General features: G+C 70.3%; 7 protein-coding genes. 4 read left to right on the top strand and 3 right to left on the bottom strand.

Annotation, left to right across the window (positions count from 1 at the left end):
• Positions 1–423 precede the first annotated feature (423 nt).
• Positions 424–621, bottom strand: a complete 198-nt coding sequence (locus ACFQ4O_RS14205; protein WP_378776449.1) for a CsbD family protein — start codon at positions 619–621, stop codon at positions 424–426.
• Positions 622–783: 162 nt separating this feature from the next.
• Here ACFQ4O_RS14205 and meaB point away from each other — a divergent pair, with 162 nt between their 5' ends.
• Entirely contained in the window at positions 784–1,806 is a 1,023-nt protein-coding gene (gene meaB / locus ACFQ4O_RS14200; RefSeq protein WP_378776446.1) for a methylmalonyl Co-A mutase-associated GTPase MeaB, read from the top strand.
• Positions 1,807–1,826: 20 nt separating this feature from the next.
• Here the strand turns inward: meaB and ACFQ4O_RS14195 are convergent, their stop codons facing one another.
• Both ACFQ4O_RS14195 and ACFQ4O_RS14190 read right to left on the bottom strand, forming a co-directional pair.
• Entirely contained in the window at positions 1,827–2,594 is a 768-nt protein-coding gene (locus ACFQ4O_RS14195; protein ID WP_378776444.1) for an SDR family NAD(P)-dependent oxidoreductase, read from the bottom strand.
• 88 nt (positions 2,595–2,682) lie between these two features.
• Entirely contained in the window at positions 2,683–4,212 is a 1,530-nt protein-coding gene (locus ACFQ4O_RS14190) for an amino acid permease (RefSeq protein ID WP_378776442.1), read from the bottom strand.
• A 149-nt stretch (positions 4,213–4,361) separates the two neighbouring features.
• Here ACFQ4O_RS14190 and ACFQ4O_RS14185 point away from each other — a divergent pair, with 149 nt between their 5' ends.
• The 3 genes from ACFQ4O_RS14185 to ACFQ4O_RS14175 all read left to right on the top strand — a co-directional run.
• Complete coding sequence (locus ACFQ4O_RS14185; RefSeq protein WP_378776440.1) at positions 4,362–5,177, top strand: helix-turn-helix domain-containing protein; 816 nt, start codon at positions 4,362–4,364, stop codon at positions 5,175–5,177.
• Between the two features lie 71 nt (positions 5,178–5,248).
• Positions 5,249–5,716 carry a nuclear transport factor 2 family protein gene (locus ACFQ4O_RS14180; RefSeq protein ID WP_378776438.1) on the top strand — a complete coding sequence of 156 codons (468 nt, stop codon included), beginning with the start codon at positions 5,249–5,251 and terminating at the stop codon, positions 5,714–5,716.
• 5 nt (positions 5,717–5,721) lie between these two features.
• On the top strand, positions 5,722–6,155 hold a 434-nt coding region (locus ACFQ4O_RS14175), incomplete at its 3' end, for a TetR/AcrR family transcriptional regulator (RefSeq protein WP_378776436.1).

Raw genomic sequence — 6,155 nt, 5'->3', positions numbered from 1 at the left:
TGGAGCGCGTGCGTCCCTACGCGCCGCTGGTCGCGCAGCTGATCGCCACCAGCCTTGGGCTGGACCAGACCCGCCGTCGGCGCCGCGCGTCGCCCGCCGAGGCCGCCGACGCCTATCGCCGCCAGCGCGCGCGCCTCGGCGCCTCGCTGTTCGCCGAGGCCTGAGCACGGACGTTTCCCGGGAGCTTCCGGTTGGGCAACCGTCATGACTGCGCTTGAGTACGCGCCCGGATGGTCCGAGTCGGGTACGGGCTGAGTGCTTCGCTCGACATGTCGAGGATCAGGATCGCTCGCCACGATCCGCGAAGATTCAAACAGGCTCCAACGCCCCAAAAGCATCTCTGCCGGATGGCCCTCCTCCGGACATGACAAAGGGCGCTGAGGGGCGCCCTTTGAACCCGGTCGTCGGAGATGTTTCGCCGGCTTACACGCCGATGCGGCGACGTCCGGTCCATGTGCGGCCGGCGGCCATGGCGCGGGCGATGCCGGCTTCGGCCTCGCCGGCGATCTGGTTGGCGCGGCCGCGAAGCACCAGTTTGTCGTCGCCGGTCATACGGCCAAGAGCCTGCTGCAGCCGGCCCTTGATCTGCTTGGCGACGCCTTCCATCCGATCCTTGTTCATCGCGGCCTCCCGAGCCTAGCGCATCTTGTCGTATTCTTGTCCCATGAACGCTGAATGACGCCTTGAGGTTGCGCAAGATCACCAAAAGAATCGTGCGCTTAAGATCATGACTTTCGACGCGCTCGCGGCGGCGCGGCGGGTCTGGTAGCGTCGCGCCTCCTCATGACAGCCCCGACGAGCCCCGTGACCGCCACGCCGACCCTTCGCGACGCGCCCGATCTCGCCGCCTTCGCCGACCGCATCCGCTCCGGAGACCGCGCCGCGCTCGCCCGCGCCATCACCTTCGCGGAGTCGCGGCGGGCCGATCGTCAGGCCTTCGCGCGCGCTCTGGTGCAGGAGCTTCTGCCCCTGACCGGCAAGGCGATCCGCGTCGGCGTCACCGGCGTGCCGGGCGTCGGCAAGTCCACCACCATCGACACGCTCGGCAGCCGGCTGACGGCCGCCGGCCACACGGTGGCGGTGCTCGCCGTCGATCCGTCCTCCACCCGCACCGGCGGCTCGATCCTCGGCGACAAGACCCGCATGCAGCGCCTCGCCATGGACCGGCGCGCCTATGTGCGCCCCTCCCCCTCCGCCGGCACGCTCGGCGGCGTCGCGGCCAAGACACGCGAGAGCATGCTGCTGGCGGAGGCCGCCGGCTTCGACGTGATCCTGGTGGAGACGGTGGGCATCGGCCAGTCGGAGACCACGGTCTCGGACATGACGGACGTGTTTCTGGTACTGATGCTGCCCGGCGCGGGCGACGAGCTTCAGGGAATCAAGAAGGGCGTGCTGGAGATCGCCGACATCATCGCCGTGAACAAGGCGGACGGCGACGGCGCGTCCCGCGCCAAGGCGGCGGCGGCGGAATACGCCGGGGCGCTGCGCATCCTGTCGGGACAGGGCGGCGCCTGGACGCCGGAGGTGCTGACCGTGTCCGGCCTCGCCGACGAGGGCCTCGACCGGCTCTGGGCGCGGGTCGAAGCCTGCCGCGACGCCCGCGCCAAGGCGGGCGAGCTCGCGCGCCGGCGCGCGGCCCAGCAGGTGCGCTGGATGTGGACCATGGTGGAGGCCCGTTTCCGGGAGCGCCTCGCCGACGACCCGCGCCTTGCGGCGCGGGTGCCGACGCTGGAGGGCGACGTGGCCTCCGGGGCGCTGGCGCCGACGGTCGCGGCCGACGAGATCGCCCGCGTTCTGGGCTTCTGAGACCGCCGGCCCGCTGCGTCTCAGATCGCCGTGAAGCCGTTGTCCACGAACAGCTGGACGCCGTTCACGAAGCTCGCGTCCTCGCTCGCCAGGAACAGCGCGGCCTTGGCCACCTCCTCCGGCTCGCCGATGCGCCCCTGCTGGGCGGCGATGGCGGCGTCCGAGACGTCGACGCCCAGACGCTGCAGGTCGGCGACCTCGCGCAGGCCGTGGGGCGTGCGGATGAAGCCCGGGCAGACCGCGTTGCAGCGGATGTTCTGGTCGCGGAACTCGACCGCGATGGCGCGGGCGAACATGTGGCAGGCGCCCTTGGTGGTGTCGTAGAGCACCTCCATCGGCGTCGCCGCCACCGCCGAGATCGACGAGGTGCAGACGATCGAGCCGCCGCCCGCCGCGATCATGCCCGGCAGCACGGCGCGGGTCATGAGGAACATGGAGCGCACGTTCACGGCGTGCAGCCAGTCCCACTCCTGCACGGTGGTCTCGAGAAACGGCTTAATGACGATAGTGCCGGCGTGGTTGAACAGCACCGTGACGGGGCCAAAACGCTCCTCGACCGCCTTGACCGCCGCGATCACCTGCGCCTCGTCCGACACGTCGGCGACGAAGGCTTCCGCCACCCCGCCGGCGGCGCGGATCTCGGCGGCGAGGCTCGACGCCGCCTCGCCGTTCAGATCGACGATGGCGACCTTGGCGCCCTCCGCCGCGAACAGCCGCGACGAAGCGCCGCCCATGCCGGTCGCGCCGCCCGAGACGATCGCGACCTTGTCCTGAAGTTTTCCGGGCATTCTCACTGGTCCTGACACATGAAACCGGGGGACCCGCGCCGAGGCGCGGGTCCGAAAGACGGGGGAGGACGACGCGAAGCGCCGCCGCTCAGGCGGTTTCGCCCACGGGACGGCCACGCTCGCCGCCCGAGACCGCGAACTCCTCCTCCGGCGACAGCACCAGACGGTGGCGGCGGTAGAAGGCGAAGTAGGCGAGGCCCGTGAGGTACCAGGCCGCGGCCGCCACCGCCGCCCAGCGGTAGAGCGGATCGAAGAACTGGTAGGCGAGCGTCAGCACGCAGACCGCGATCACGATCACCGCGCCGGCGCGGCCGAACGGGCTCACGAACGGCCGGGCGATGTTCGGGTAGAGCGCCTTGAGCCGCAGATAGGCGATGCTCTGCAGGATGTAGGACACCATGCCGGCGAACACGATCATGCTGACGAGGAAGCCGCCCATGAAGGCGACATTGTCCTTGCCGCCGAGGAACCACACCACCAGCAGCACCGCGAGCGCGAAGCCGGAGCCGGCGGCGAGCGCGATGTTCGGGGTCTGGGTGCGCGCGTTCGTCACCGAGAGCGCGGTCGGCAGGTAGCCGGCGCGGGAGAGCGAGTAGATGTTGCGGCCCGAGGCGAAGCTGCCGGCGAAGAAGCTGGCGGCGAGGCCGAGCACCGCGACCGAGGCTAGGAGCTTCGCCCAGCTGTCGCCGAAGATGGTGCGGAAGCCGTCGAGCAGCGGCTCGCCGGACTGGCCCATGGCGAAGCTGCCGTTCGGGATGGCCGCGCTGAAGAACAGCACGCCGAGAGCCAGCGCGATCAGCGTGACGATGGACAGGATGAGCGCGCGCGGCATGTCGCGGGTGGGGTTCTTCGCCTCCTCCGCGGTCAGCGGAAGCTGCTCCACCGCCAGGAACATGTAGACGCCGAAGGGCAGCGCCAGCATGACGCCGGTGAAGCCGAAGGGCAGCCACGAGCCGCCGCCGTCGTCGAGCTTCACGGCCGCGCCGTCCGCTCCGACGCCGATGTTCAGCGCATATTTGACGAAATCGACGTGCGGGATCGCGACCACGTAGAAGAACACGAGCACGAGGATCGCCGCCACGGTGATCCACGTCACCACGCGCATGGACAGCTCCAGCCCGCGCATGGAAAGGCCGAGCATCACCGCGTAGCCGACCACCCACCACACCGGCAGGAACTCCGCCGGCGTGCCGAAGATCGCCGCCAGATAGGAGCTCATGAAGAACATGTTGGCGCCGGGCGCGAGCACGAATTCGATGTTCTCCGCAAGGCCGGTGGTGAAGCCGCCCCAGGGGCCGAGCGCGGTGCGCGAGAAGGAATAGGCGCCGCCGGTATGGGGCAGCGCCGCGCTCATCTCGCCGATGGAGGAGCACAGCAGAACATACATGCCGCCGATGATGACGGTGGCCGCCAGCATGCCGCCGAAGCCGCCCTGGGACAGGCCGATGTTCCAGCCGGAATACTCGCCGGCGACCACCGCGCCGACGCCCATCATCCACAGCGTGAACAGGCCGGCGTGGCGCTTGAGCTGCCGCTGCTCGAAATAGCTGTCGTCGACGGTCTGGTAGGTCACGCCGCCGCTGGCGGACGCGGTTCGCCCGATCGTGTCCGTTGTCATGGTGTGAAACCGATCCCCTGAACGTGGCGCGTCCCGTGCGCGCGCCTTCCGAAGCAGCCATCAATGGAAACCGGAGCGTTGCGGGACATATCCCCGAGGGGATACAGCTTCTGCTCAAAGATCGGTCACGCCCACAGAAGGAGCGAAACGTGCAGGCCCTCGCCGCGTGGAACGACGCCGCGCCCGGCCTCGTCGGCCTGATCGGGCGGACGGGACTGCCGCCGACGCTTGACGCCGCGCTCGGCGCGCTGGCGCCGTTCGATCTGAGCTGCGCCTTCGCCTATCCGGGCGAGCAGAGGCCGCTGCTGCTGCACGACAATCTCGGCGGCGTGGCCCCGCCGGAGATCATGCGCAACTACCTGTCGGGCACCTATCTGCTCGACGCGGTCTATTCCGCCTGCCTGCGCGGCGCGCCGGAAGGGCTGCACCGCCTGAGCGAACTGGCGCCGGACGAGTTCTTCGGCGGCGACTACTACAACTCGCCGGACGTCCACCCCTGCATCTCCATGGAGACCGGCTCGCTCGCCGAGGAGATCGTGTTTCTGGCCACGCCCGGCGACGGGCTCTACGTGGCCTACTCGCTGCTGCGGCAGGCCCAGAGCGGCGCGTTTTCGAAGGACGAGTTCGCCCGGCTCGCCGCGGCCGCCCCGCTCGCCACCGCGCTGATGCGCCAGCACTGGCGCACGCTCGCGCCGCCGCAGCCCGCGCCCCGGATCGTGGACGGCGAGGCGGTGGTGGAGCGCGCGTTCCGCACCTTCGCGCCGGCGGAGCTGACGCCGCGCGAGCAGACCATCGTCAGCCTGATCCTGCGCGGCCATTCCAGCCTGTCGATCGGCAACAACCTCGCCATCGCCGAGGGCACGGTGAAGATCCACCGCAAGCACATCTACGCCAAGCTCGGCATCTCCAGCCAGACCGAGCTGTTCAACCTGTTCGTCCGCCATATCCTCGCCGAGCGCGTCTGACGCGGCGCTTGACGGCGCCGCCCGCTCCTGTACCGTCCGGTACAGTTTACCAGTCGGTACAGGAGACGCCCATGTCCGCACGCCCGCCTTTCCCGCCCTTCACCGCGGAGACCGCCGCCCAGAAGGCCCGCCTCGCCGAAGACGCCTGGAACGGGCGCGACCCGCAGAAGGTGGCGCTGGCCTACACGCCGGACAGCGTGTGGCGGAACCGGGCCGAGTTCGTGCACGGGCGCGACGAGATCGTCGCCTTCCTCACCCGCAAATGGGCGCGAGAGCTGGACTACCGGCTGATCAAGGAGGTGTGGGCCTTCACCGACGACCGCATCGCCGCGCGCTTCGCCTATGAGTGGCGCGACGATTCCGGGCAGTGGTTCCGCTCCTACGGCAACGAGAACTGGGAGTTCGACGCGCAGGGGCTGATGCGGCGGCGGCTCGCCTCCATCAACGACCTGCCGATCGCAGAGAGCGACCGCAGGTTCCACTGGCCGCAGGGCCGCCGGCCGGACGAGCATCCGGGCCTGAGCGACCTCGGGCTCTGACGGGCGTGGCGCGCCCTCCGGCCGAGCGGGCGGCGCTGCTGCCCGCCATCGCCGAAGTGTTCCGGGAGCACGGCTACGAGGGCGCGAGCCTCGCTCTGATCGGCGCGGCGACCGGGCTCGGCAGGGGCAGCCTCTACCACTTCTTTCCCCGCGGAAAGGAGGAGATGGCGGAGGCGGCCCTGGCCGGGATCGACAGCTGGTTCGAGCGCGAGGTCTATGCGCCGCTCCGGGACGCCGAGGCGCCGGATGAGGCGATCGCCGCCATGTTCGACAGCGTCGACGCCTATTTCCGCACCGGTCGGCGCGCCTGCCTCGTGGGCGTGCTGGCGCTCGGCGACGCCCGCGACCGGTTCGCGGAGGCGATCCGCAGCTACTTCGTGCGCTGGGTGGCGGCGCTGGAAGGCGCGCTGGTCCGCGCCGGCCGCGCGCCGGACGAGGC

Origin of the sequence: Methylopila musalis, assembly GCF_042679725.1 — a bacterium.
In the GTDB taxonomy this organism is placed as follows: domain Bacteria; phylum Pseudomonadota; class Alphaproteobacteria; order Rhizobiales; family Methylopilaceae; genus Methylopila; species Methylopila musalis.
Note: the sequence above shows the minus strand (reverse complement) of the source record. Positions and strands in the feature narration are given on the sequence as shown.